At 58.7% G+C, this 19,627-nt stretch carries 23 protein-coding genes; 15 read left to right on the plus strand and 8 right to left on the minus strand.

Annotation, left to right across the window (positions count from 1 at the left end):
• Positions 1-33 precede the first annotated feature (33 nt).
• From GOW93_RS14560 to GOW93_RS14575, 4 genes are all read left to right on the plus strand, one after another.
• Positions 34-1,872, plus strand: coding sequence for a glycerophosphodiester phosphodiesterase (locus tag GOW93_RS14560; RefSeq protein ID WP_170385667.1), 1,839 nt, complete (start codon positions 34-36; stop codon positions 1,870-1,872).
• Positions 1,859-2,419, plus strand: a complete 561-nt coding sequence (locus GOW93_RS14565; protein ID WP_170385670.1) for a hypothetical protein — start codon at positions 1,859-1,861, stop codon at positions 2,417-2,419. The genes GOW93_RS14560 and GOW93_RS14565 overlap by 14 nt, the downstream gene beginning before the upstream one ends.
• Positions 2,420-2,487: 68 nt before the next feature.
• Positions 2,488-2,622: an aa3-type cytochrome c oxidase subunit IV gene (locus GOW93_RS14570; protein WP_170385673.1), complete on the plus strand. Its 135-nt coding sequence runs from the start codon at positions 2,488-2,490 to the stop codon at positions 2,620-2,622.
• Between the two features lie 18 nt (positions 2,623-2,640).
• Complete coding sequence (locus GOW93_RS14575; protein WP_170385676.1) at positions 2,641-3,273, plus strand: hypothetical protein; 633 nt, start codon at positions 2,641-2,643, stop codon at positions 3,271-3,273.
• Here the strand turns inward: GOW93_RS14575 and GOW93_RS14580 are convergent.
• On the minus strand, positions 3,262-3,594 hold the full coding sequence (locus tag GOW93_RS14580) for an AzlD domain-containing protein (protein ID WP_170385679.1): 333 nt from the start codon (positions 3,592-3,594) through the stop codon (positions 3,262-3,264). The genes GOW93_RS14575 and GOW93_RS14580 overlap by 12 nt on opposite strands.
• Positions 3,591-4,313, minus strand: a complete 723-nt coding sequence (locus tag GOW93_RS14585; protein WP_170385682.1) for an AzlC family ABC transporter permease — start codon at positions 4,311-4,313, stop codon at positions 3,591-3,593. The genes GOW93_RS14580 and GOW93_RS14585 overlap by 4 nt, the downstream gene beginning before the upstream one ends.
• Here GOW93_RS14585 and GOW93_RS14590 point away from each other — a divergent pair.
• From GOW93_RS14590 to GOW93_RS14605, 4 genes are read left to right on the plus strand one after another with little or no spacing between them, the layout of a single operon-like run.
• Positions 4,312-5,253, plus strand: coding sequence for a formate dehydrogenase accessory sulfurtransferase FdhD (locus tag GOW93_RS14590; RefSeq protein WP_254443604.1), 942 nt, complete (start codon positions 4,312-4,314; stop codon positions 5,251-5,253). The genes GOW93_RS14585 and GOW93_RS14590 overlap by 2 nt on opposite strands.
• Complete coding sequence (mobA, locus tag GOW93_RS14595; protein ID WP_170385685.1) at positions 5,246-5,902, plus strand: molybdenum cofactor guanylyltransferase MobA; 657 nt, start codon at positions 5,246-5,248, stop codon at positions 5,900-5,902. The genes GOW93_RS14590 and mobA overlap by 8 nt, the downstream gene beginning before the upstream one ends.
• Positions 5,899-6,390 carry a molybdopterin-guanine dinucleotide biosynthesis protein B gene (gene mobB, locus GOW93_RS14600; protein WP_170385688.1) on the plus strand — a complete coding sequence of 164 codons (492 nt, stop codon included), beginning with the start codon at positions 5,899-5,901 and terminating at the stop codon, positions 6,388-6,390. Before mobA ends, mobB begins: the two co-directional genes overlap by 4 nt.
• Positions 6,387-8,462, plus strand: coding sequence for a molybdenum cofactor synthesis domain-containing protein (locus tag GOW93_RS14605; RefSeq protein WP_368039679.1), 2,076 nt, complete (start codon positions 6,387-6,389; stop codon positions 8,460-8,462). The genes mobB and GOW93_RS14605 overlap by 4 nt, the downstream gene beginning before the upstream one ends.
• Here the strand turns inward: GOW93_RS14605 and GOW93_RS14610 are convergent.
• From GOW93_RS14610 to GOW93_RS14620, 3 genes are all read right to left on the minus strand, one after another.
• Positions 8,459-9,451, minus strand: a complete 993-nt coding sequence (locus GOW93_RS14610; protein WP_170385691.1) for a hypothetical protein — start codon at positions 9,449-9,451, stop codon at positions 8,459-8,461. The two genes, GOW93_RS14605 and GOW93_RS14610, sit on opposite strands and share 4 nt — an antisense overlap.
• Before the next feature lie 13 nt (positions 9,452-9,464).
• The gene (greA, locus tag GOW93_RS14615; RefSeq protein ID WP_170385694.1) at positions 9,465-9,935 is read right to left on the minus strand and encodes a transcription elongation factor GreA; all 471 of its coding nucleotides are present in this window, start codon (positions 9,933-9,935) and stop codon (positions 9,465-9,467) included.
• A gap of 140 nt (positions 9,936-10,075) precedes the next feature.
• Positions 10,076-10,456: a VOC family protein gene (locus tag GOW93_RS14620; protein WP_170385697.1), complete on the minus strand. Its 381-nt coding sequence runs from the start codon at positions 10,454-10,456 to the stop codon at positions 10,076-10,078.
• An 88-nt stretch (positions 10,457-10,544) separates the two neighbouring features.
• Here GOW93_RS14620 and soxR point away from each other — a divergent pair, with 88 nt between their 5' ends.
• The 4 genes from soxR to GOW93_RS14640 all read left to right on the plus strand — a co-directional run bounded on the left by soxR (position 10,545) and on the right by GOW93_RS14640 (position 15,410).
• A complete protein-coding gene (soxR, locus tag GOW93_RS14625) occupies positions 10,545-11,000 on the plus strand; it encodes a redox-sensitive transcriptional activator SoxR (protein WP_170385700.1) in 456 nt (151 codons plus the stop codon).
• A gap of 135 nt (positions 11,001-11,135) precedes the next feature.
• Complete coding sequence (locus tag GOW93_RS14630; protein WP_170385703.1) at positions 11,136-12,782, plus strand: electron transfer flavoprotein-ubiquinone oxidoreductase; 1,647 nt, start codon at positions 11,136-11,138, stop codon at positions 12,780-12,782.
• Between the two features lie 104 nt (positions 12,783-12,886).
• On the plus strand, positions 12,887-14,599 hold the full coding sequence (locus tag GOW93_RS14635; protein WP_170385705.1) for a tetratricopeptide repeat protein: 1,713 nt from the start codon (positions 12,887-12,889) through the stop codon (positions 14,597-14,599).
• Entirely contained in the window at positions 14,589-15,410 is an 822-nt protein-coding gene (locus GOW93_RS14640; protein WP_170385708.1) for a 4-(cytidine 5'-diphospho)-2-C-methyl-D-erythritol kinase, read from the plus strand. The genes GOW93_RS14635 and GOW93_RS14640 overlap by 11 nt, the downstream gene beginning before the upstream one ends.
• On the opposite strand, the gene GOW93_RS14645 is transcribed toward GOW93_RS14640, so the two are convergent.
• Positions 15,403-16,401, minus strand: coding sequence for a polyprenyl synthetase family protein (locus GOW93_RS14645; RefSeq protein ID WP_170385710.1), 999 nt, complete (start codon positions 16,399-16,401; stop codon positions 15,403-15,405). The two genes, GOW93_RS14640 and GOW93_RS14645, sit on opposite strands and share 8 nt — an antisense overlap.
• A gap of 56 nt (positions 16,402-16,457) precedes the next feature.
• Between GOW93_RS14645 and GOW93_RS14650 the strand changes: the two genes are divergently transcribed.
• From GOW93_RS14650 to GOW93_RS14660, 3 genes are all read left to right on the plus strand, one after another.
• Positions 16,458-16,673 (plus strand): putative signal transducing protein, encoded by a 216-nt coding sequence (locus GOW93_RS14650; RefSeq protein ID WP_170327214.1) that lies wholly within the window; start codon positions 16,458-16,460, stop codon positions 16,671-16,673.
• On the plus strand, positions 16,670-17,443 hold the full coding sequence (locus tag GOW93_RS14655; protein WP_170385713.1) for a tRNA1(Val) (adenine(37)-N6)-methyltransferase: 774 nt from the start codon (positions 16,670-16,672) through the stop codon (positions 17,441-17,443). The genes GOW93_RS14650 and GOW93_RS14655 overlap by 4 nt, the downstream gene beginning before the upstream one ends.
• 121 nt (positions 17,444-17,564) lie before the next feature.
• Positions 17,565-17,729: a YdcH family protein gene (locus GOW93_RS14660; RefSeq protein ID WP_170385717.1), complete on the plus strand. Its 165-nt coding sequence runs from the start codon at positions 17,565-17,567 to the stop codon at positions 17,727-17,729.
• Here GOW93_RS14660 and yddG read toward each other — a convergent pair.
• Together yddG and GOW93_RS14670 are read right to left on the minus strand one after the other, a co-directional pair.
• Positions 17,726-18,589, minus strand: a complete 864-nt coding sequence (gene yddG, locus GOW93_RS14665) for an aromatic amino acid exporter YddG (protein ID WP_170385721.1) — start codon at positions 18,587-18,589, stop codon at positions 17,726-17,728. The two genes, GOW93_RS14660 and yddG, sit on opposite strands and share 4 nt — an antisense overlap.
• The gene (locus GOW93_RS14670) at positions 18,586-19,533 is read right to left on the minus strand and encodes a transcriptional regulator GcvA (RefSeq protein WP_170385723.1); all 948 of its coding nucleotides are present in this window, start codon (positions 19,531-19,533) and stop codon (positions 18,586-18,588) included. Before GOW93_RS14670 ends, yddG begins: the two co-directional genes overlap by 4 nt.
• Between the last annotated feature and the right edge of the window lie 94 nt (positions 19,534-19,627).

Below are 19,627 nucleotides of genomic sequence, written 5' to 3' on the forward strand. Positions count from 1 at the left end.
CCTTGAATGAGTTCTCATTTCCGGGGGTGCAGCGTGACCAGTTTCTCAGCCGTTACAAAAGCCTACAGAGATGCATGGGCGCGCCGCCGCATCTTTGTGCCGATCTATGTTGCCGTGCGATTGTTGCTGGTGGCGCTGATAGCGCCCGGCGTGGCGATTACCGTGAACCTTGCGGTGTCGCTGTCAAACCAGACCGCTTTGACCGATCAGGCGATCGCCGCCTTCGTCCTCTCACCTGCGGGATTCATCTCGGCCATCGTCGTCCTCAGCCTGTTTCTGCTGGCCGAAGTGTTTGTCTTCGCGGTCATGGCGGGATCCCTGAGAATGGGCGAATCCGACCCATGGCGTGCTGGCAGTGCGGCCATCGGGCTGATCATTTCGCGTCTGCCAAATCTGTTCGGCTTTGCGGTGCGGTTCGTACTGCGGGTACTGCTACTTGTTCTGCCTTTTGCGCTGGTTTCAGCTGTGATCGCGTGGTGGACGCTGACCGAATATGACATCAACTATTACCTGACTTTCCACCCACCATCCTTCTGGGTTGCAGTGGTGCTGATTGGTGTAGTGCTGTTGGCGATGGCGTGGGTATTGATCCGCCGCCTGTCGGCATGGGCTCTTTCCTTGCATCTGGTGCTGTTTGAAGGTGTCCACCCGGCACATGCTTTCAACATCAGCGACACCCGGATGGAGGGCAAGCGCGGGCGTCTCAAGATCGAGCTGGCGATCTGGTTGATCCTGCGCCTCGCCATCTCTTCTGCAATTGCCTGGATGGCTGGGGTGTTGTTCTCGGTTGTGCCCCTGCAAGGAGCGGACAATCTGCGTCTGGCGCTGATCTACAGCCTTGTGATCGCGGGGATCTGGTCTTTGGCGGGGCTGGTGCTGGCGGCGACCGCGCTGGGCGCTCTGGCGGTTCTGCTGGACGGTTTTTTCGAGATCAGGACCTCGGAACCACCCCACCCCGAACCGGGAAGCTTGCGGATGCCCCTGTTCGCCGTCGTCGGCGCAGCAGTGGCGGCCGTGCTGATCGGGTTGTGGTTTGGCCAGCATCTGTTGGCACGAATTCAAGCTCCAGATCGGGCCGAGGTCATAGGCCATCGTGGTGCTGCGGCCTTACGGCCCGAAAATACCATGGCTGCGGTCCTCAAGGCGATTGAGGACGGGGCGGATTGGGTTGAGATCGACGTGCAGGAATCGGCTGATGATGTGGTCATCGTTGCCCATGACAGCGATTTCATGAAACTGGCGGGTGTGAATCTCAAGGTTTGGGATGCAACGATGGAAGATTTGGCCGACATCGACATTGGCAGTTGGTTCGACCCCGAATTTGCCGATGAACGCACACCAACATTGCGTCAGGTGCTTGAGGCCGCAAAAGGCAAATCCAAGGTCATCATCGAGCTTAAGTATTATGGCCATGACGTTGACCTGGAAAACCGCGTCGCAGCGATAGTCGAAGAGATGGCGATGCAGGACGACATCGCCACCATGTCGCTAAAATACCCGGCGGTGCAGAAAATGAAATCCATCCGTCCCGACTGGCGGGCAGGGGTTCTGGCCGCGACCGCCATCGGCGATCTGACCGGGCTTGAGGGTGACTTTATCGCCGTGAACGCCGCAATGGCGACGCCGGGGCTTGTGCGCTCGGTCCACGCAGCGGGCAAGGATATCTATGTCTGGACGGTCAATGACCCGTTGCAGATGTCAGCCATGGCCTCTTTGGGGGTGGACGGGCTGATCACCGACCGCCCGGCAATGGCCAACGAGGTGTTGCGCATCCGGGCCGAAATGGGACCGGCAGAGCGGCTGTTGCTGTGGATGGCGACCACTTTCGGCATGACCGTCGATACGCAGGCGATGCGCGATGAAAGCCCTTAAGCCAGCGGCCTTGCTTGCACTGATGGCTGCCTCGGCGTCGGCTCAAGACTTTATGCGTACTATCGAGATGCCTGCCCATCGCGCGCTGTTTGCGCAGCGGGGTGATGTCGAGCTTATCCCATTTGAAACGGATGGCTGTTCAGGTGGTCTGTCAACCAGTTGGCGTTTTGTGGCTGATACCTTCCCGAAGTTCAGAGCGCTCTACGAGGCGCACCCACCGTGGGAATACTGCTGTGTGACCCACGACCGTGCCTATCACAATGCAGGCGGTGCGTCGAAGGCTGAGGCGAGTTTTGACGCGCGCCTGTCCGCAGACGAAGCCTTGCGCGCTTGTGTCAAACAGCACGGGGAAGACAACGCCGAGGATTTCGCTGACAGGTACGACATGACGCCTGATCAGATTCGTACAGCCCATTCCGTGACCGCCGAGGCCATGTATAGGGCGGTGCGATTGGGTGGAGGGCCCTGTTCGGGTTTGCCCTGGCGCTGGGGGTTCGGTTATCCGGGGTGTTCCGTGTTCAAATCCTTGACCCCTGCGCCCGAATGACGTGGTGACAGCACTTGGATTTTCATTTATCCAACATCTCAAACACGCGAATTAGGAATCTCTGAGTCATGGCTGAACACAAGCACGGCGAAATGGACATCACCGTCCAAGAAAAAACCTTCCACGGCTTTATCAAGGCCACCACATGGTGCGTAGTTGCGATCGCCTTCCTCTGCCTATTCCTGGCGGTTTTCGCCTCTTAATCCGAAACGGGGTCGACCGTGATCAGGATATTGCTTGCCTGCCTGCTGGCAGTAACCGTGGCGGGCTGCACTGGATCGCAGCGACCACAGGCAGATCAGTCGGAAATCGTGTCCCGGTCCTATCGGGATCCCGGGCCTTCGACCCTGACGCTGTATACGATGATCAGCACCCGGACAGGCTCGGGTGCTCATACCTCGTTGATGATCAGCGGCAGTGAGCGCGTGATTTTCGACCCTGCAGGCTCATTCCGGGCGGATGTGGTGCCGATCAAGGATGATGTGCTGTACGGTATCACTCCGAATGTCGAGCGCGCCTATCGCAGCAGTCACGCGCGCGAAACGCATTACGCGCGTATCCAAACCATCGAGGTGACGCCGCAACAGGCTGAGATTGCCCTACAATTGGCAAAACAGTCAGGCCCGGTTGCGGGCGCGTTCTGCGCCAATTCAACGGCACAGTTGTTGCAACAGGTTCCGGGGTTCGAGCAGATCCAAACCACGTTCTACCCTGTCAAACTTTCCGATCAGTTCGGTCAGTTGCCCGGAGTTCAAACCGCCGAATACCGCGAAAACGACAACGCGGATTTGCAGCAAGGATTGGCGTTCAACAATGCCCGACTGAACGAGCTGGAAGCAGCATCACCCCAATAGATACAGCAGCCCGTAGAGAGTGGCTGCCCCGGTAAAGATAGCCGCAAGCACGTTCTTGGTGATCACGCCGACAGACAGTGCGACCGCTGCTGCGGTCATGCGCGGGACATCCGGCTGGCCTTCGGTGGCGGTAGGCCACATGACGAGCGGCGCGATCAGCGCCGGGATGATGGCAACGGCCGTATAGCGCAGATGGCGCAGCAGCCATGGCGGCATCGGGCGGTCCCCGACCAGACCGATAAAGGTAAAGCGCAAGGCAAAGCTGCCGATGGCCAGACCGATGATCACGATCCACATGGTTGTAGCGTCGATCTGGGTCATGTTCTTTCCCGCTCCAGCTTGCGTTCCAACATCAGCTCAGCTTGTGCGCCGGCCATCATGCCTGCCGCCCCGGCAATCAGCAGGCCCAGATTATAGGGAACTGCAACCGCCAGTAACGCGACAACGATGGCGACCAGAGCGGCCACCACATGCGCCAACGTACGCATCATCGGCCCGATCATGGCCAGAAAGGTGATCGGTAGCGCGAAATCCAGCGCCCAGCTTTCCGGGATTCGCGTGCCCAGCACTGCCCCCAGATACGATGCAAGAATCCACAGCGGAGTGATCAGTGTGACCGTGCCAATGAAATAGGCCATTCGCTGGGGCACGGTCATTTGTGGCTCTTTTTCGAACCGTACGATCGAACAGGCATAGGACTGATCCACCGTCAGGTAGGCGGCACAAGCCCGTTGCCATAGGGGCGCGGCCCCCAGATAAGGCGTCAGAGAGGCAGAATACATCGCCACCCGCAAATTTACCGCCAGCGCCGAGGCCAATACGATGGCGGTGGGTGTATTGTCCTGCAGCAATTGCAGTGCCGTGAACTGTGCGGCCCCCGCGAACACGGTGGCGGAAAAGGCGATGGTCTGGACGATGTCCAACCCGGCTTCGGTCGCAAAAACGCCGAATAGGGTGCCGAAAGGGATCGCGACGAAAATGAACGGGGACCCGTCGCGTAAACCCTTCCAGAAGTATGACTTGGATGTGGTGTCTGCCATGGCTAAATCCTATGGTGTCCGCAGCAGAAGTAGCGGTCTTGGGAAAGGGTTGCAATTGGTTACGGAACTGGATGTCTCGGACTACATCATCGCCCCAGATCCCGGCGCGGCGCGATTGACTCGTGCAGTTGAGGGCGTGGACCAGAATGGAGAGGTCAGCCATATCTCGGTTGTCGAGGAGCGCCCTTTGACGATTTTCCTGAATAAACAGGAAATCGTGACCGCAATGACCATCGGCGACTATCCAGAATACCTGGCGCTGGGGTTCCTGCGCAATCAGGGCATGCTGCTGTCGGATGATGAGATCACGCGCGTCGATTACGATGATGACTTGGAAACCGTGGTTGTCCGCACAGCGCGCGAGACTTCTTATGAGGACAAGCTGAAGAAAAAGACCCGCACCAGCGGTTGCGCAGTAGGCACCGTGTTCGGCGATATGATGGAGGGGCTCGAGGACGTGCGCCTGCCTCAGGTTCAGGTGCGCACCTCGTGGCTGTATGATTTGGCGGCCAAGATCAACCGCACCCCGTCGCTGTATCTTGAGGCTGGGGCGATCCACGGCACCGTCCTGTGTCGCGAAAATCGCCCGCTGGTCTATATGGAAGACGTGGGCCGCCACAACGCGGTCGACAAGATCGCAGGCTGGATGCTGTCCGAGGGTGCGGCAGCGGAGGATAAGATTCTCTACACGACCGGTCGTTTGACCTCGGAAATGGTGATCAAGACGGCGATGATGGGCATCCCGGTTCTGGCATCCCGCTCGGGATTCACCGCCTGGGGTGTCGAGATTGCGCGCGAGGTCGGTCTGACCCTGATCGGCCGTATGCGCGGGCAGCGGTTTGTCTGCCTGTCGGGCGAGGACCGGTTGGTGCGTGACGTTGATCCGGCGACTGTTCAGGTTGAGGATAAGAAACATCGCAGGAAAAGTGCCAATGGCTGAGGCGGCAAGAAAACCACTTGGCGTAATTCTAGCAGGCGGTCTTGCCACCCGAATGGGTGGTGGCGACAAGGGGCTGCTGCAGGTGGGCGGCCAAAGCCTGTTGCACCACGTGATCGAACGGCTGCAACCTCAAGTGGCTGGAGTCGCGCTGAATGCCAATGGTGATCCTGAACGGTTCGCCGATCTGAATCTGCCCATCCTACCCGACACGATCGAAGGTTTCGCTGGTCCTTTGGCGGGCGTTTTGGCGGGGCTCGAATGGGCGGCCACGCAAGGGGCTGACAGTATCGTCACCGCTGCCGCCGACACACCGTTTTTTCCGCGCGATCTGGTGGCGCGCCTTCTGCAGGCAGCCGAAGGGCAAACCCATCCCCTGGTGCTGGCCACCACGCCGCGTACTGGGGATGAGGCGCTGAAATCCGGCGGGGGTAAGCGGATCAACCGGCATCCGACCTTTGGCCTCTGGCCTGTGGCGCTGCGCGATGATCTGCGGGATGCATTGAACGACGGGTTGCGCAAGGTCGTGCTGTGGACCGATCAACATGACGGGCGTGAGGCGCTGTTTCCGGCGGAGCCGTTCGACCCGTTTTTCAACGTCAACACGCCTGATGATCTGGCACGGGCCGAACAACTGCAGGAGCAGGCATGAGGGTCTACGGCGTCACCGGCTGGAAAAACGCAGGCAAAACCGGGCTTATGGAGCGGCTGGTGGCCGAGATCACCAGACGTGGTTTTACAGTATCGACCCTGAAACATGCCCATCACCGCGTCGATGTCGATCAGGAAGGTACCGACAGCTATCGACACCGGCTTGCGGGGGCATCCGAAGTGTTGCTGGCCTCGGGTCAGCGTATCGCCCTCATGCAAGAGCTGCGCGGTGCGCCTGAGCCATCTTTGGAAGACCTTCTGGGGCGCTTGTCGCCTGTCGATCTGGTGCTGATCGAAGGGTTCAAGCGCGAAGCCCATCCCAAGGTCGAAGCGTTTCGGGCCGAGGTGGGTAATGCTCTGATGGCTCCTGAAAACACCACTATTCGCGCCGTTGCCAGTGACACGCCGCTGAATGTGAAGGTGCCGGTTTTCGATCTGAACGACACCGAATCTATCGCAAATTTCATCCTGCAGGAGGTTGGTTTGTGACCGGTTTCGACAGTTTCGCCATGGTCGACTGGTCCAGCGGCAACGATACCGGCCCCCGACCGCGTAAGGATGCGATCTGGGCTTGTGTGGTGCGCAAGGGCGAAGCGGAAGAGCCGATGTATCTCAGAAACCGCGGCATTGCTGAACTGTGGTTGCGAAACCTGATCGAGACCGAGATTGCCGCCAGTCGGCGGCTGTTTCTGGGCTTCGATTTCCCTTTTGGCTATCCCAAAGGTTTTGCCCGTGCGCTGACGGGATCGGATGATCCGCTGAAACTGTGGGATTGGTTCGAACGCCGGACTGAGGACTCGCCCAAGGCCAACAATCGATTCGATCTGGCTGGTGAGATCAACCGGCACTTTGGCGGTAAAGGTCCGTTCTGGTTCAACGGTCTGCAACGCGACATCGACGGCCTGCCCAAAAATAAATCTGATTACCAAAATCCCTTCCCCGAGCGCCGGGCTGTCGAACTGATGCCGGAAGCCAAGGGCAGCTTTTCCTGCTGGCAGATGGGCGGTGCCGGGGCAGTCGGGGGTCAGGTAATGATGGGCCTGCCAGTGCTGGCCCGCTTGCGTCACGCATTTGCCGGGCAGATCTCAGTTTGGCCGTTCGAGGCGCTGGACACGCCGGTTGCCTTCGTGGAAATCTGGCCCTCGCTGACCCTTGGGGCTGCGCCGGACGGGCGGATCAAGGATGCCTGGCAGGTTGAACAGGTTGCCCAGTCACTTGCACGGATGCAGGTCGAGGAACTGGCGCAACATCTGAACGTGAACGCAGCAGAGGAAGGTTGGATTTTGGGAGTGTCACAGAGCAAACCGAATATCGCACCGCCGCCACTGCGTAACGATTGTTTCGCTTTGCCCGCCGGAGTGAACTGGACGCCGGTGGACGATGCACTGGCGCTGTTGCGTGAGCGGTTGACTGTGGTCGCAACGCCCGAAAGGGTCGCACTGTCACAGGCCGCAGGGCGTATTTTGACTGAGGATGTCCTTGCGAACCGTTCGAACCCGCCGCAACCGAATACGGCGGTGGATGGTTATGGATTTGCTGGTGCTGCCCAAGAGGGCGCGCAAGTCATGCCTCTGTATCCGGGGCGGGCGGCTGCGGGCATGCCTTTTGACGGGACTGTGCCGGATGGTCATGCCGTGCGCGTGCTGACGGGTGCCGCTCTGCCTGACGGCGTGGATACGGTCATTCTGGAAGAAGATGTGACGGTTCAGGACAACCACATCGCTTTTCACGGGCCTTTGAAACAGGGCGCCAACACCCGCCGCGCTGGCGAGGATGTGGCCGAGGGAAATCTGGTTCTGCCCGCCGGGCGCAGGCTGACGCCCGCCGATCTGGCCTTGCTGTCGGCAACGGGCATCGCGGAAATCCATGTGCGCAAGACCTTGCGCGTGGCAGTTCTGTCCACCGGGGATGAACTGGTTGAGCCCGGTGAAACCGCTGGGCCCGGTCAGATATTTGATGCCAATCGGCCAATGCTTTTGTCGCTGATTGATCGGATGGGGTTTCAGCCGGTGGATTTGGGGCGCGTGCCGGATGATCGCGCAGCGTTGCGCGACCGGTTGAACAACGCGTCAAAGCAGGCGGATGTGATCCTGACCAGCGGCGGAGCGTCCGCCGGGGATGAAGATCACGTCTCGGCCCTGCTGCGCGAGGCAGGTGCGATGCAGGAATGGCGGATTGCGCTGAAACCGGGTCGCCCTCTGGCGTTGGGCCTGTGGAACGGCACGCCAGTGTTTGGTCTGCCCGGAAACCCGGTGGCGGCTATGGTCTGCACTTTGATCTTTGCCCGCCCGGCGCTGGGGCTAATGGCAGGTGAGGGGTGGCAAGAGCCGCAGGCTTTTGATCTGCCTGCTGCCTTTGAAAAACGCAAGAAAGCGGGCCGTCGCGAGTATCTGCGCGCCCGTGTCAGGGATGGTCGGGCCGAGGTGTTCGCCTCGGAAGGGTCGGGCCGGATCAGCGGGCTAAGCTGGGCCGAAGGGCTGGTCGAAATTGAAGACGGTGCGCGTCATATCAAACCGGGCGATATGGTCCGGTTCATCCCCTATGGCAGTTTTGGGCTTTAGTCGAAGGTCCCCGCAACCCGCCCCAGCAACATGAAGGCTCGCGCGGTGCGGGTTTCCCCCAGCGAGGTCAGGTCGGCATCGCTGGCCTCGGGTTCAAACGCGACGATCATGTGGTCAAAGCGCCGTAGGAAATGATGCGCGGCGTCGCGAAAGATCGGGTCCTGTTTCATTCGCGCAGCGGTCAGCGCCAGAGACGAGCGGTCGCGGATACCCCCGAGTGCGGCCACTGAACGCCCACGTGCACCTTGTGCGAACTGGCGCCAGATTTCAGGGCGGGCCATGTCGGGACGCAGGTCATCCATATAGATGCCTTCCTGGCTGAGCAGGGTCAGAACGTCTTGCGAGGCTTGTACCAACTGCGCGGTCTTGCGGTCTTTCAGCGCCAGACGCAGGGCGTTGAAGCCTTCGGTGTCTTCCTGAGTTTCGGGAAAATTCAGCGCGCGGATGAAGATATCCGTGCTCAGCGGCGGAGAAATATCCTCGGCCTGGGTGCCCAATTCAAGCGAGGTTTGATCGCTTGCCCCGTTTGGTTCCGCCACGGGGACGGGTTCCGTGCGCTTGGTCGAAAACGTGGCCAGCGCGTTTTCGGTCTTTTTCGCGGTTTCCGCAATTTCATCCAGTTTTTTGGTGACTGCTGGTTCATGCGAAATGGCGGCGCGCTGCTGCTGCCCCACATAAGCCTGCCGGAGCGCGTCAATGGCGGTTTGAAGGCGCTCGCTTTCCTCGCGCATGATGCGGCTGGCGCGCATGGCCATCGCGGCGACCCAGATCATAGCCACTGGCAAAAATACGGCCAGCAGGGTGATCACGAAGCCGCCGCCCTGAATGTTGTCAGGCAGCACGAGAAACAAAACCGCAATGACCAGCCAGATCACGCTAAGCACGACGGCCGCGATCTCGATCGAGGTAATGGACGGCTCCGAGGGCTTGTCATAGACGCCCAGTGAAGTCGGCCGCTCTGTTTCGTGCTCAGGTGTGGGCTCGGACATGGGGATGCTCCGATCAGGCGTACTCGATACTCAGAACTTCATAGGAGCGTACCCCACCGGGGGTACGTACCTCGACACTGTCACCTTCGTCCTTGCCGATCAGGGCACGGGCGATGGGGGACTTTATGTTCAGCAGGCCGTTTTCGATATTGGCCTCATACTCACCCACGATCTGCCAGGTCTTTTCTTCGTCGGTGTCTTCGTCGACCAGAGTAACCTTGGCGCCGAACTTGATCGCGCCCGACAGCTTGGCCGGGTCGATCACATCGGCCAATGACAGGATGCCTTCCAGCTCTTTGATCCGACCTTCGATAAAGCCCTGTTTTTCACGGGCCGAATGATACTCGGCGTTTTCCTTCAGGTCACCAAGTTCACGGGCGGTTGCGATCGCTTCGATGATCGCAGGGCGCTCAACTGATTTCAGGTTCTTCAGCTCTGCCGCAAGCGCGGCATTGCCCGCAGGCGTCATTGGAATTTTTTCCATGTTCTTGTCGTCCACGCAGAAAGTGATGCGCCCCGCCGCATGGAACCAGCGTCGGGGCGATTTGATGGGTTGCTGATTACCTGACCCAAATGAAGCGTGAAATGCAAGAGGGATTGGCCGTGCAACGCGCGGAATACGGCCTAGTTGTAACTAATCACTTCGAACTCGATGTCATTGTCATCGTTGAAATAGAACCGTTTGCCGGGTTCGTAATCCGCATGTGATTTTGGAGTGAACCCTGCAGCGATCACTTTCTGCTCGGTTGCGTCGATATCTTCGACCAGAACACCCACATGGTTCAGCCCACCGACAATGTCATAGCTGCTTTCTTCAGACAGTTTTGGATCGCTGGGCGCGTAGAGCGCGAGATAGGTATGCTGACTGCCCACATGCAACGTATATCCGCCTGCAATCGCCGGGCCTTCCCAGCGGGTTTTCCAGCCAAAAACCTTGTGCATCCACGCAGCCGATGCTTGCGGGTCGCGGACGGTAAAATTGGTATGTTCAAGCGTCGCCATCATGGGATCTCCTTTTCAGTCTTGAGGCGTGTCGCGACTCACCGTAATTTCTAAACCTAACTTGAGGTCAAGGTAATTATAAGGAAAAGTCATGGCCATTTCTGAAGGGTTGGCAATTGGCGCATTGGCCCGGCGTACCGGTTTGGCTGTTTCAGCCATTCGGTATTACGAGGCGCAGGGCCTGATCGCTCCTTGGCGTAACGCAGGCGGCCAGCGGCGGTATCAGCGCGCAGATATCCGGCGCCTGAGCTTTATCATGATCGCGCAGCAATTTGGCCTGTCCCTTCCAGAAATTCGCGAGGTACTGTCTGGGTTGCCCGGAAACCGCACGCCAACGCCGCAGGATTGGAAGGATATCAGCGTCGGATTGCGGGCCCATCTGGATAAGCGAATCGCCACCCTGACGCGATTGCGCGACAATCTGGACGGCTGCATCGGCTGCGGCTGCCTGAGCCTGCCGAAATGTGCCCTTTACAACCCGGATGACCGTGCCAAAACCTATGGTAGCGGTCCCAGGTACCTTATGGGGGACGCTCCCGAGGCATAACTGCCGTATTGCTGCTGTATTACGCCGTGTTTCGATTGACCAAGGTCTTGCCAACCGGGTAATCAGCCGAGAAACAAAATTGCGCCAACCATGCGGTGAAAGCGCCAATTCGGAATGTTAGCTAAGGAGCCCGCGATGGCCGAGATTGAACGCGAAGCGATGGAATACGATGTGGTTATCGTGGGCGCAGGTCCCGCGGGCCTGTCGGCGGCCATCCGTCTGAAACAGCTGGATGCCGACCTGAATGTCGTGGTTCTGGAAAAGGGTTCAGAAGTTGGTGCGCATATCCTGTCGGGCGCGGTGCTGGACCCCTGCGGTCTGGATGCTCTGATCCCCGACTGGAAGGAAAAAGGCGCGCCGCTAAACACGCCGGTCAACGAAGATAACTTCTACATGCTGGGTGAGGCGGGCAAGATTCGGATCCCCAACTTCCCGATGCCGCCGTTGATGAACAACCACGGCAACTACATCGTTTCGATGGGCAATGTCTGCCGCTGGATGGCCGAACAAGCCGAAGAACTAGGCGTGGAAATCTTCCCCGGCATGGCCTGTTCCGAGCTGGTCTATGGCGACAACGGTGAAGTCAAAGGCGTTGTGGCTGGTGTCTTTGGTCTTGAAGCTGACGGTTCCTATGGTCCCAACACGGAACCGGGCATGGAACTGCACGGCAAATATGTCTTCCTGTCGGAGGGCGTGCGCGGCTCGCTGTCCAAGGAAGTCATCGCCAAATACGATCTGTCTGCCGGCAAGGAGCCGCAAAAATACGGCGTCGGCATGAAAGAGATTTGGGAGATCGACCCGGCCAAGCACAAGGAAGGCTCGGTCACCCACACGATGGGCTGGCCGCTGGGCAGCAACGCGGGTGGTGGATCGTTCATCTATCATCTTGAAAACAATCAGGTCTATGTCGGGTTCGTGGTCCACCTGAATTACAAGAACCCTTACCTGTACCCCTACATGGAATTCCAGCGCTTCAAGCACCACCCGATGGTTGCCGAGCTGCTGAAAGGCGGCAAGCGCGTGGCCTACGGCGCACGGGCGATCACCGAAGGTGGCTATCAGTCGATGCCGAAACTGGTCGCGCCGGGTGTGGCGCTGCTGGGTTGTTCGGCGGGTATGGTCAACGTGCCGCGCATCAAAGGCAACCACAACGCGATGTTGTCGGGCAAGGCCGCTGCCGAGGCCGCCTATGATGCGATCAAGGCCGAGCGTTCGGGTGATGAGCTGACCGCATACGAAACAGATGTGCGTGAAGGCGCCATCGGCGCTGACCTGAAAAAAGTGCGCAACGTCAAGCCGCTGTGGTCGAAATACGGCCTGACTGCCTCGTTGATGTTGGGCGGCATGGACATGTGGACCAATACGCTGGGCTTTTCGCTGTTGGGTACATTGGGTCACGGCAAGAACGACGCGGAATCGACCGAAGAGGCCAGCAAGCACGAGCCCATCGACTATCCTAAGCCGGATGGGACGCTGTCATTTGATCGTCTGACCAACGTGTCCTTTGCTGCGACCAACCACGAGGAAAGCCAGCCTTGCCACCTGAAGCTGGCCGACCCATCGATCCCGGTCGGTGTAAACATGCCTAAGTTCGACGAACCTGCGCAGCGCTATTGCCCGGCGGGTGTTTATGAACTGGTCGAGGAGGATGGTGAGTCGCGGTTCGTGATCAACTTCCAGAACTGTGTCCATTGCAAGACCTGCGATATCAAGGATCCCAGCCAGAACATCACATGGACTACACCGCAGGGTGGGGATGGCCCGAACTATCCTAACATGTAAGCAAAAATCCGGGTATTGGCAGGGTCATGAAGGCTCTGCCATTGCCTCTTGCCAGCCAAAGCCCTAGCTTGTTGAGCAGTCAACAATAGCAAGGCAGGATTTTGGTGACTTCTCTGGTTCGTCGCGCGGTATTGGCCGCGCTGTTCACCTCGTCATTTGTGCTTCCGACTCAGGCGGATACAGGGTCCGGCGCCTATTTGGCCGGTCGTCAGGCGATTTACGAGAACGACTATACTGCGGCCGAGAAATACTATGCGCAGGCCCTGAAAGCTGATCCCGAAAATGCTGCTTTGCTGGAAAGCGTCGTTGTCGCCCGCCTGTCGCTTGGCGAGCTGGAGCGTGCACTGCCGATAGCTCAGTCGATCGAACAAGCCGGGCTGAACAGCCAAGCCGCGCGGGTCGTGATCACCGCAAATCTCGCATCTGAAGGTCAACTTGAAGAGTTGCTGAGCCGCGACCCTGAACTTCAAGGTGTGGGGCCGTTGGTCGATGGGTTGATGCAAGGCTGGGCATACATTGGCCAAGGCGCAATGACACGCGCGATGGAGGCTTTTGACGAGGTTGCAACGCAGGATGGCTTGCGGGAATTCGCCTTGTATCACAAAGCCTTGGCTCTGGCCTCTGTCGGCGATTTTGAAGGTGCCGAGCAGGTTTTCACGGCGCATAACGGCGCTGTCGCCCGCTTTTCCCGCCGTGCAGCCCTGGCCCGGACCGAGGTCTTGTCGCAGTTGGACCGCAATTCGGACGCGCTGCAGTTCGTTGAGGAAGTTTTTGCCGCTGGCAGCGACCCCTCGATTGAAGGATACGTGGCGCGGCTGACGGCCGGTGAAACTTTGCCGTTCACCCATGTCCAATCGGCACAGGACGGTATGGCCGAGGTGTTCTTTTCGGTCGGCGCAGCCCTAAGCAATGAAGCGGCGCAGAACTACGTTTTGCTCTATGTCCGTACAGCCGTGTTCTTGCGGCCTGATCACGTGGACGCGATTCTGCTGAGCGCTAACCTGCTGGATGCGTTGGGACAACATGATTTGGCGGTTGAAGCCTATCGCATGGTGCCTGCCAACAGCAGCGATTACCACGCGGCCGAGCTGGGCCGGGCCGAGGTTCTTAGCCGTTCAGGAAAAAAGGATGCGGCAGCCGAAGTGTTGCAGACTCTGGCCGCTCAGAACCCTGGCCTGCCCAGCGTTCATGTCGCGTTGGCAGACCTGCAGCGGCAAGAAGAGGAATACAAAAGCGCGGTTGCATCTTATGACCGCGCCATTGAACTGACCGAGGGCAACTCGGGTGCGAACTGGTTTTTGTACTATGCCCGCGGAATCTCGCACGAGCGTTTGAAGCAATGGGATGAGGCTGAATCTGACTTTCGTCGTGCGCTTGAGTTGAACCCGGACCAGCCGCAGGTTCTGAACTATTTGGGCTATTCGCTCGTCGAGCGGCGCGAGAAGTTGGACGAGGCGCTTGAGATGATTGAACGCGCCGTCGCTGCGCGCCCCGACAGCGGTTATATCGTCGATAGCCTGGGCTGGGTTCTGTTCCGCCTGGGCCGGTATCACGAAGCGGTAGAGCACATGGAACGCGCGGTCGAGCTGATGCCGGTCGATCCGGTGGTGAACGACCATCTGGGTGATGTCTACTGGGCCGTGGGTCGCGCGCGCGAAGCCGAGTTCCAGTGGAAACGCGCCCTGTCATTCATCGACCCCGAGGACACCGATAGCGAAGCCGACCCTGAGCGCATCCGGCGCAAACTGGAAATCGGGTTGGGCGCTGTATTGGCTGACGAAGGCGCGGAACCGCTGAAGGTTGCCAATGGCAACTAAGGCGTTTGCGCCCGCCAAGATCAATTTGACCCTGCATGTGACCGGCCAACGGCCGGACGGATATCACCTGCTGGACTCGTTGGTGGTGTTTGCGGATGTGGGAGACACGTTGGAGTTTTCACCTGGACCCGCTTTGTCGATCTCTGTCACCGGTGAACATGCAGAAGGCGTACCCACAGACAGCCGCAATCTAGTTTGGAAAGCGGCCGAGGTTACGGGTTGGACCGGACATATTGATCTGAACAAAAACCTGCCCCATGGCGGCGGTATCGGCGGCGGGTCGTCCGACGCGGCCGCGACCTTGCGAATGGCGGTGGGTCAGGATGAATTGGTCCCACTGGATACAGCACTGTCTTTGGGCGCAGATGTGCCGGTATGCACGCAAACGCGTTCGACCCGGATGCGCGGTATTGGTGAGCAGCTAATGTCGGTCGAACTTCCGCAACTGCCGGCCCTCTTGGTTAATCCGGGTGTGGAAGTGGCGACGGGGGCGGTGTTTTCGTCTCTGGGCAGTCGGGAAAACCCTCCCATGCCCGAGGTTATTCCTGAATTTCAAACAGTTGAAGATTGTGCCACTTGGTTGCAGAGCCAACGAAACGACCTGGAACCGCCAACGACACGGCTGGCCCCTGAAGTAGAGCGAGTGCTTGGCGATCTCGCCGAAACCAAGCATTCCCTTTTGACCCGCATGTCGGGCTCTGGTTCAACCTGTTTTGCGCTCTATCCCACAATGAAAGATGCGCATTTTGCGGCTTATGAGATCGGTGCGGCCCATCCCGGTTGGTGGTGCCGCGCGACGCAGCTTAATTGAGACGCGAGACCACGTAATCGGCCAGATCACGCAGCAAGGTGCGGATTTCGTGATCGGGTAGGGCATTCAGAGCATCTTTGGCCTTGGCAGCCCAGCCGAACGCGTCAGACCGTGTCGCCTCAAGCGTGCCATACTTGTTCATCAGGTTTAGAGCCTGGTCCAGATCACCTTCTTCCTGACGGCCCCGGCCAATCGTGCGCTCCCAAAAGGCGTGCTCTTCCGGGGTTGCTTGTGCCACGGCCTTGATCACCGGCAGGGTCAGCTTCCGCTCACGGAAATCATCGCCGACATTCTTGCCGGTTGCTTTGCTGTCGCCCTGATAATCCAGCAGGTCATCGGCAATCTGGAATGCTATCCCCAAAGCGTCGCCGTAATCGAACAGCGCTTTGACCTGTTCTTCGGACGCCCCGGCGATCACCCCACCAACTTCGGTTGCAGCTGAAAACAGAGCGGCGGTTTTACCGCGCACGACCTGCAGGTAAATAGCTTCATCAGTGCGAAGGTCCGTGGCGGCAGTCATCTGCAGCACTTCACCCTCGGCAATAGTGGCCGAGGCATTGGCCAGAATGTCCAGAACCCTCAACGATCCGGTTTCAACCATCAGCTGGAAGCTGCGCGAAAACAGGTAATCGCCTACCAGAACGCTGGATTTGTTGTCCCACAACAGGTTGGCCGTGGGCCGCCCGCGCCGCTGTCCGCTTTCGTCCACCACATCGTCATGCAATAGGGTCGCGGTGTGAATGAATTCGACAGTTGCCGCCAAACGGATGTGATGGTCGCCCGAGTATCCCATCAACCGCGCCGCAGCCAATGTCAGCATCGGTCGCAAGCGTTTGCCGCCCGCTTCAACCAGATGTGCAGTGACCTCGGGAATACGTGGCGCGTGCTCAGAAGCCATGCGCGTACGGATCAGCTCATTGACCGCGTCCATTTCGCCGGCCAGAAGTTCTGCCAGCCGCTCATGCGGTTTCGTGATCGTGTCGGTATCCATCACACTCCTGATACAAGGCTCGACTTTCCGCGTACCTTGCCTTTACATCCATCCCCATGAAAGAACTTTTGCGCAGCACCGATCCAACGATCCTGGCCTTTGCTTCAGCCCTTCTTGAGGGTGAGGATATAGACTGCTTTCAAATGGACGTAAATATGAGCATCCTCGAGGGGGGCATCGGAATTTTCCCGCGCCGTCTGATGGTGCGCGCGGATGATTTGATCCGTGCTGAACGGGTAATGCGCGACAATGATATCCCGCTGGGCCGATGAGCCTGTTTTCCGATAGCGATCTGACCTGCAATGATTTTCTGAGCGGGCGTGTGCGCCTTTGGCAGCCGCGTTCGGGTTATCGTGCCGGGGTGGACCCGGTGTTGCTTGCGGCGGCTGTCACAGCAACTCGTGGTCATACTGTGCTGGAACTGGGTTGCGGGGCAGGGGCGGCAATCCTGTGCCTTCTTGCGCGCGTTCCGGGGGCGCAGGGTGTGGGTGTTGAGCTGCAGCCTGCCTACGCCGATTTGGCCCGCCGGAACGCGATCGAAAACGACGCCACACTTGAGGTGGTTGAGGCTGACCTCAGTGCCCTTCCGGCAGAGCTGAAACAGCGCCAATTCGACCATGTCATCGCCAATCCGCCCTATTACCGCGCTGGGGCGCATAGTTCTGCCAACGATCAGGGGCGTAGTATCGCATTGGGAGAAGGGACTCCGCTTGATATCTGGTTCGATACGGCAGCCAAACGCCTCGCGCCCCGAGGGTATCTGCACATGGTTCAAAAGGCAGATCGTTTGCCGGATATGCTGGCAGGTTGTGCCGGACGTTTGGGTTCGGTCGAGGTGTTGCCGCTGGCGGCGCGTCTTGATCGCACTGCGGAATTGGTGATTCTGCGTGCCAGAAAGGGTGGAAAGGCCGCGTTTCGACTGCACGCACCGCTGATTTTGCATGCGGGTGAACGGCATGAGAAAGACGGTGACAGTTATACGACTCAGGTCTCGGATGTGTTGCGGAATGGGGCCGCGCTACCCGTGTTTTCCGGGCAATAGGCATTAACCAGCCGAATTTGTCGGATTTATTGCAGATTCTGTGCGTATGCAGCGTGACAGGGTGGAAACGATGTGGTCAACTTCTTACGTGGAACTCAGACACCAACAAAGGAGTATCGCCATGAGCGTGAGCGCACACCTGACCGAACTGAAGAAAAAGCACGAAAACCTCGGTCTTGAAGTTGAACAAGCCCAACGCTCGCCTGGCATCGACGATCTCCATATAGCTCAACTCAAAAAGCAGAAGCTTAGGCTGAAAGAAGAGATCGAGCGCCTGTCCAACTAGCGACGCATACTGGCCCGCGCGGCAATGGCCGCGCCGCCGGTGATTAAAACAGCCGCGATCGCCAAACCCCAAGTCGGGGTGGCGATCCCGGCCACAACCAAAGCCAAGGTAGACAGCAAGGGTGCTGCATAGGATGCCGTGCCCAGAATCTGAATGTCTCCCTGCTTGACCCCGATATCCCAGACGTAGAACGCCAGCCCCACGGGCCCCAGCCCGAGTGCAGCCACTGAGGCCCAGCCGAAGGCGCTGTCAGGAAAGACTGTGTCTTCAAGCATTAGATGCAGCATGCCCGAGGCGATGGCAGTGGCGATACAGAACACGGCAACCGAACTTGTCGGTGTTTTCCCCAACCGTCGTGACAGGACCGAATAGCCTGACCATGTAAGTGCGCAGAGCAGCGCCAACCCATATCCCGGCAGATGCGTGGCTTGAAACCCGGTGCCACCGCCTGCGATGATCACAGCGGCCCCGGCAAAGCCCAGGCAAGCGCCGAACAGGTGCCCAATTCGCAAGTGTTCTCCGGGTAGCAATCCTGAGAATAATACGATCAGCAGCGGCCAGAGATAGGCGATTAACCCAGCTTCGGCAGCCGGTGCCATACGCAGAGCCGAAAAATAAAGCGCGTGATAGCCAAACAATCCGACTGTACCGAAAGCGTAGGTGGTCCAGCGTGCAGCGCGCAACTGGCCCAGCCCGCCGCTTGCCCATGTCCAGATCAGGCCCAAAGTCCCCCCGATCGAAAAACAGATCGTATTCAGCAACAATGGTGGGGTGGGCGTAGACCCGACCGTGAACAATGCCAGCAGGGACCATAACATGACGGCGATAAACCCAACCGCAGTCGCGCGCGTTCTGGTCATTTCAGAGCGACCTCTTCGACGGGGATGATCTCGAACTCGTCGGAGATATGCGCGGTTTTTTCGATTTCGGCCAAAAACCAATCGCGGAAGGCGGCGACCTGAGGGCGTTCTTCGGCCCCTTTCAGGCATACAAAACGGAAACGGGCACGGGTTTCGATTGCGGTTTTAAAAGGCGCAACCAACCGCCCTTCTGAGATGTCCTTAAGGATCATCGGGCGGCGGCCCAGAACAACCCCGACACCGGCCACAGCTGCATCAATGGCATGATCCGCATTGGAAAAATGCGCGCCGTGAGTGGGCGTGAAGTCGATTCCTACTGCGCGAAACCACATCGGCCAGTCACAGGGTGGTTTCAGAAAGCTGATGGAGTCATCGTGGATCAGCGGGGCTTCTTTCAGGCTTTCAGGTGTTGGGAATTGAGCGGCCATTTCCGGGGTCATGACCGGAGTTAGCCATTCCTTGCGCACTGGCACGGAATACAGACCTTCATCCTCACCTTCGCCAAAACGAATCGCGACGTCTACATCGTCTCGCTCCAGATCCATTTTTCGCAGCGTGGCTGAGAAACGCAGGTCGATCTCGGGGTGTGACCGCGCAAACTCGTACAGGCGCGGGGCGAGCCATTTCGCGGTCAAAGCGGGCCCGGCAGTGACTGTCAGGTTCGTGCTGTCCTGAAGTTTTCGAACCGCTCTCCAGGCCGTGTGTAATGTAGCAAACCCATCGGCCGCGCCAGGGGCCAGCATTCGCCCTGCCTCGGTCAGTTCCACGGCCCTGTTGAGGCGGCGAAACAGGGGCCGACCCAGATGTTCCTCTAGCGACTTGATTTGAAAGGACAGCGCCGCCGGGGTGACGTGCAGTTCCTCAGCCGCCTTTGCGAAGGACATGTGCCGTGCGGCGGCATCAAAAGCCCGCAAGGCAGTCAGAGGGGGAAGATAATCGTTCATTAATGCACAAGATATACTTAACTGAACTTCGGAGAAACCTCGTTTGTTTAATTAATTTGTAGGGTGCATGTTGGATTGAAGTCAAACAATGCTG

Source organism: Ruegeria atlantica (genome assembly GCF_013032455.1).
Taxonomy (GTDB): domain Bacteria; phylum Pseudomonadota; class Alphaproteobacteria; order Rhodobacterales; family Rhodobacteraceae; genus Ruegeria; species Ruegeria atlantica_B.

What these genes read in the sequence shown, in the direction of transcription:
- GOW93_RS14565 (WP_170385670.1), top strand. Translation starts at nt 1,859, where the DNA reads ATGAAAGCCCTTAAGCCAGCGGCCTTGCTTGCACTGATGGCTGCCTCG.
- GOW93_RS14570 (WP_170385673.1), top strand. Translation starts at nt 2,488, where the DNA reads ATGGCTGAACACAAGCACGGCGAAATGGACATCACCGTCCAAGAAAAA.
- GOW93_RS14580 (WP_170385679.1), bottom strand. Translation starts at nt 3,594, where the DNA reads ATGACCCAGATCGACGCTACAACCATGTGGATCGTGATCATCGGTCTG.
- GOW93_RS14590 (WP_254443604.1), top strand. Translation starts at nt 4,312, where the DNA reads ATGGCTAAATCCTATGGTGTCCGCAGCAGAAGTAGCGGTCTTGGGAAA.
- GOW93_RS14585 (WP_170385682.1), bottom strand. Translation starts at nt 4,313, where the DNA reads ATGGCAGACACCACATCCAAGTCATACTTCTGGAAGGGTTTACGCGAC.
- mobA (WP_170385685.1), top strand. Translation starts at nt 5,246, where the DNA reads ATGGCTGAGGCGGCAAGAAAACCACTTGGCGTAATTCTAGCAGGCGGT.
- mobB (WP_170385688.1), top strand. Translation starts at nt 5,899, where the DNA reads ATGAGGGTCTACGGCGTCACCGGCTGGAAAAACGCAGGCAAAACCGGG.
- GOW93_RS14610 (WP_170385691.1), bottom strand. Translation starts at nt 9,451, where the DNA reads ATGTCCGAGCCCACACCTGAGCACGAAACAGAGCGGCCGACTTCACTG.
- greA (WP_170385694.1), bottom strand. Translation starts at nt 9,935, where the DNA reads ATGGAAAAAATTCCAATGACGCCTGCGGGCAATGCCGCGCTTGCGGCA.
- GOW93_RS14620 (WP_170385697.1), bottom strand. Translation starts at nt 10,456, where the DNA reads ATGATGGCGACGCTTGAACATACCAATTTTACCGTCCGCGACCCGCAA.
- soxR (WP_170385700.1), top strand. Translation starts at nt 10,545, where the DNA reads ATGGCCATTTCTGAAGGGTTGGCAATTGGCGCATTGGCCCGGCGTACC.
- GOW93_RS14630 (WP_170385703.1), top strand. Translation starts at nt 11,136, where the DNA reads ATGGCCGAGATTGAACGCGAAGCGATGGAATACGATGTGGTTATCGTG.
- GOW93_RS14640 (WP_170385708.1), top strand. Translation starts at nt 14,589, where the DNA reads ATGGCAACTAAGGCGTTTGCGCCCGCCAAGATCAATTTGACCCTGCAT.
- GOW93_RS14645 (WP_170385710.1), bottom strand. Translation starts at nt 16,401, where the DNA reads ATGGATACCGACACGATCACGAAACCGCATGAGCGGCTGGCAGAACTT.
- GOW93_RS14650 (WP_170327214.1), top strand. Translation starts at nt 16,458, where the DNA reads ATGAAAGAACTTTTGCGCAGCACCGATCCAACGATCCTGGCCTTTGCT.
- GOW93_RS14655 (WP_170385713.1), top strand. Translation starts at nt 16,670, where the DNA reads ATGAGCCTGTTTTCCGATAGCGATCTGACCTGCAATGATTTTCTGAGC.
- GOW93_RS14660 (WP_170385717.1), top strand. Translation starts at nt 17,565, where the DNA reads ATGAGCGTGAGCGCACACCTGACCGAACTGAAGAAAAAGCACGAAAAC.
- yddG (WP_170385721.1), bottom strand. Translation starts at nt 18,589, where the DNA reads ATGACCAGAACGCGCGCGACTGCGGTTGGGTTTATCGCCGTCATGTTA.
- GOW93_RS14670 (WP_170385723.1), bottom strand. Translation starts at nt 19,533, where the DNA reads ATGAACGATTATCTTCCCCCTCTGACTGCCTTGCGGGCTTTTGATGCC.